3 protein-coding genes are annotated in these 3,729 nt (G+C 39.5%); all 3 read left to right on the top strand.

Annotation, left to right across the window (positions count from 1 at the left end):
• The first annotated feature begins 226 nt into the window (after nt 1-226).
• Genes CV944_RS16400 through CV944_RS16390 form a run of 3 tightly spaced genes read left to right on the top strand, consistent with a single transcriptional unit; the run spans nt 227 to nt 3,479 of the window.
• Nucleotides 227-856, top strand: coding sequence for a M15 family metallopeptidase (locus CV944_RS16400; RefSeq protein ID WP_100664546.1), 630 nt, complete (start codon nt 227-229; stop codon nt 854-856).
• Nucleotides 857-904: 48 nt separating this feature from the next.
• Nucleotides 905-2,233: a helix-turn-helix domain-containing protein gene (locus CV944_RS16395; RefSeq protein ID WP_100664545.1), complete on the top strand. Its 1,329-nt coding sequence runs from the start codon at nt 905-907 to the stop codon at nt 2,231-2,233.
• Nucleotides 2,234-2,261: 28 nt separating this feature from the next.
• Nucleotides 2,262-3,479 (top strand): DUF819 family protein, encoded by a 1,218-nt coding sequence (locus tag CV944_RS16390; protein ID WP_100664544.1) that lies wholly within the window; start codon nt 2,262-2,264, stop codon nt 3,477-3,479.
• The last annotated feature ends 250 nt before the right edge of the window (nt 3,480-3,729 follow it).

The raw sequence follows: 3,729 nt of genomic DNA, 5'->3' as shown, positions 1-3,729 counted from the left end.
AGTTCTTTCCGCTACCTAGGGCATTTTCTATGACCGAAATGCCCTATTTGTGCTGGGCTTTTTTATACACTAGCACTGGGGTGAATAGTTACTTTTATATAAATGAAAATTCTTAAATTAACGAAAAAGATGGAGTAGATTTATCAATAAGTTTTTAAAAGAGGGGTGACGAACAATTTATCTAACGAAGGAACAGATTCCTATTCATGAGAATCATGAAAAACTCATGTCGCTAACAGGGATTTCAGAAAAAATAGTTGTAGAACCGTATTATTTTCAAAACAATATTCCTGGTGCGCCGAACGATTGCTATCTTAGGGAAGGTGCTGTCAAACGTCTTTTGAAAGCGGTTCACTTCCTGCCTGTGGATCATTATTTTATCGTTTTTGACGCCTGGCGACCTTATAAAGTTCAGTTAGCACTGTATCGACAATTCGAAAAGCAATTACAGTTAAAAGGTTTAGCAGGGAATGAACTGAAAAAAGAATTGACGAAGTATGTGGACAGACCGTCGGAGGATCCGATGCGACCATCCAATCATTTAACTGGTGGTGCGATTGATTTAACCATTGCGAATAAACACGGTCCGCTGAATATGGGGTCCAAATTTGATGAATTTACGGAGATGTCAAGAACGGACTATTTTGAACAAATTAAAAATCCAAGTCCATTAGATAGGGAGATTAAAGAGAATCGCAAGCTATTAAAAAGCATTATGGAAAAGGCCGGATTTACAAATTACGACGAAGAATGGTGGCACTATGACTACGGCAATCAAAATTGGGCACTGAAAACGGGAAATGAAGCCATTTATGGTGGTGTATTGGAATTGGCTGGGCATCGAATCACTTACTAATTCCTGCGCCTTCAGGTTTGAAAAAGTGCCGAAAGGGTGCTTACTGAAATGCAAATTCGAGTACTCGCGATCGGACCTCGCGATATTGAAAAAATGATTATGAATGTGGAGAAGGAATATCCGGAATTATCCATCCATTATGCTACCTACCATAATGAAGAGGAAGTCATTGAAATCGTGAAAAAGTATGGAGCGGGTTTTCAAATCATTTTGTTTGCCGGCTCGCTGCCTTACAAAATCGCTAAAAATAATTTAAAACTTGATCAATCGATATTCTTTATCCCTTTTGAAGGAACCGCTTTATACCGGGCCTTATTTCAATTAGCCTTAAATGGGAAGTACGATTTGCAAAATGGAACACTGAACATAAGTATTGATAATCTACAAAAATATGAAGTAGAAGAAAGTTTGGAAGAATTGGAGATCAGAGTACAAAACATTTATTATGATACACATTCAGAAGAATTTCATATTGAAAAAACGACTCGATTTCATTATGAATTGTGGAAAAACGGTCAAATCGATACCGCTATTACATGTGTGGGGTTAATATATGAACGATTAATAGAACTCGGTGTACCTGCAGTAAGGGTCCTTCCGACAAGGAATGCGGTAAGAAACACATTACAGATCGTGTTAATGGAAGCACAGAAACTGAAAAAGCAAAATTCACACATTGCGATAGGGATTGTCGATTTAAAAGAGATTTTCGAACAAGATGATTTAACGGAATATCAATTGCAACGAAGATTACTGGCTTTGCAGCAAAGTTTAGTAGATTACGGGGAAAAGACACAGGCCATTATCAAATGGATCGATCGCCGTGAATTAAGATTTATCACCACCCGCGAAGCCTTACAATTAGATGATCAGCAACATTCCAACGAGCTTACATTGATCCATGATATTTTTCAAAAAACAGAAAGAAAAGTTCAGCTCGGTATCGGAATCGGAAGATCAACAAATGAGGCGGAAATGTATGCGTTGGAAGCGCTAAAAAAAGCGAAAGCGTCCAATACAGATTATATAATTTATGATGCAAACGGCAAAATTTATGGTCCGGTTATGCAATCAGGAATTTTAAGCTATTCGCTGTGGAATGATAATGAAAAAGTTTTAGAAATTGCTCAAAAAGCAAATGTGAGTAGTTCGACCATCAACCGTATTCTCTCTTTTTTCAAAATTCATGGCAAAAATTCGGTAACTGCCATAGAATTAGCGAAGGGCTTAAGAATTACGCCAAGAAGTGCGCGGCGGCTGTTAAGTCGATTAGAACAAGCTGGGTTGGTATCAGTTACAGGTGAGGAGCAGCCAGTCAATCGAGGAAGACCGCGGCAAATTTATTCACTTCTTTTAGATCAATGGTCAATGCACTGAGGTTTGATAAAAAATGGAGGGTTGGGAAATGACGAATACATTGATTCAATCGGATGATACATGGATTCTTTGGGCGATTCTAGTGGGCTGGGCAGCGATCAGTATTTATTTAGAGCAAAAATATCAATGGGCTGCCAAAATATCCGGAGCGATCATTGCGCTTGTTGGTGCGATGATTTTGGCCAACTTGAATATCATTCCTACTGAATCAGCGGTGTATGATACGGTCTGGTCGTATGTCATCCCGCTAGCAATCCCGTTACTCCTTTTTCAAACGAATATAATGAAAATCTGGCGTGAAAGTGGTAGATTAGTGGTAATTTTCTTAATTAGTTCAGTCGGAACTGTGGCAGGCGCTATTATCTCCTTCTTTTTACTCAAAGACCATATTCCTTTACTATATAAGATTTCTGCGATGATGACAGGTTCTTATATTGGTGGTGGCGTAAACTTTGTTGCGATGGCCGCAAAATTCGAAACACCAAGTGAGCTCGTATCCGCGACGGTCGTTGCCGATAATATGGTGATGGCACTTTATTTCTTGGGGTTGATCTTGATTCCATCATTAACGTTTTTCCGGAAATATTTTAAGACCCCGTACATCGATGAGTTGGAAAGCAATGTGAAAGGAGATGAAAACCACGCGGCATCCTACTGGAAGAGAAAAGATATCTCCTTGCTCGATATCGCAAAAGCCGTCGGGACGACATTTGTCATTGTCGCCATCTCATTTACAATTGCCGGTTTCTTGGATGAATTGATTCCATCTGGTGAGGATGCGAACGTATTTTTAAATATTTTAAATGGAATATTAGGTGATAACTACTTAATGTTAACGACGATTACACTGCTTGCGGTCACTCTGTTCCCGCGTTACTTTGAAAATATCCATGGAACTCAGGAAATCGGTACATTTTTAATTTATATTTTCTTCGTCGTGATCGGTGTACCGGCTTCCATTCAAGTCATCTTACAAAATGCACCGCTCATCTTCGTATTATGTGCTTTGATGGTGATTATCAACATGATCATTTCCTTCGGTATTGGGAAAATCTTTAAATTTTCACTGGAAGAAATTATTCTGGCGAGCAATGCAAATATCGGTGGACCAACAACGGCCGCAGCTATGGCGATTTCAAAAGGCTGGATCAAATTAGTCGGACCGATTATGCTTGTGGGTACTTTAGGTTATATTATCGGAAACTATATAGGATCGGCAGTTGGGGCTTGGTTAAGTACTTTATAAATGAACAACGGGTAATACGTAGAGGGAATTCTACGCGATTACCCGTATTTTTGTTATAACTACATGTTTGAACTTATATTTTGCAGCATCAGCTTCTCATTTCACGTGATCTGACGTCGGCTAGGAGTGATCGTTGTTTTTCACCCGCCTTCTAGAAGGCCGGTGAATTAATGGGGCATAGACTTCCCACATGTCGAATTTTGGAGGCCATTCTCCCCGCCGTTTGGCGCCAAAGGATGGGAAGACGAGC

It is taken from the genome of Geobacillus sp. WSUCF-018B, assembly GCF_002809985.1.
Classification (GTDB): Bacteria; Bacillota; Bacilli; order Bacillales; family Anoxybacillaceae; genus Geobacillus; species Geobacillus thermophilus.
This window is presented reverse-complemented; position numbering and strand designations above follow the sequence as displayed.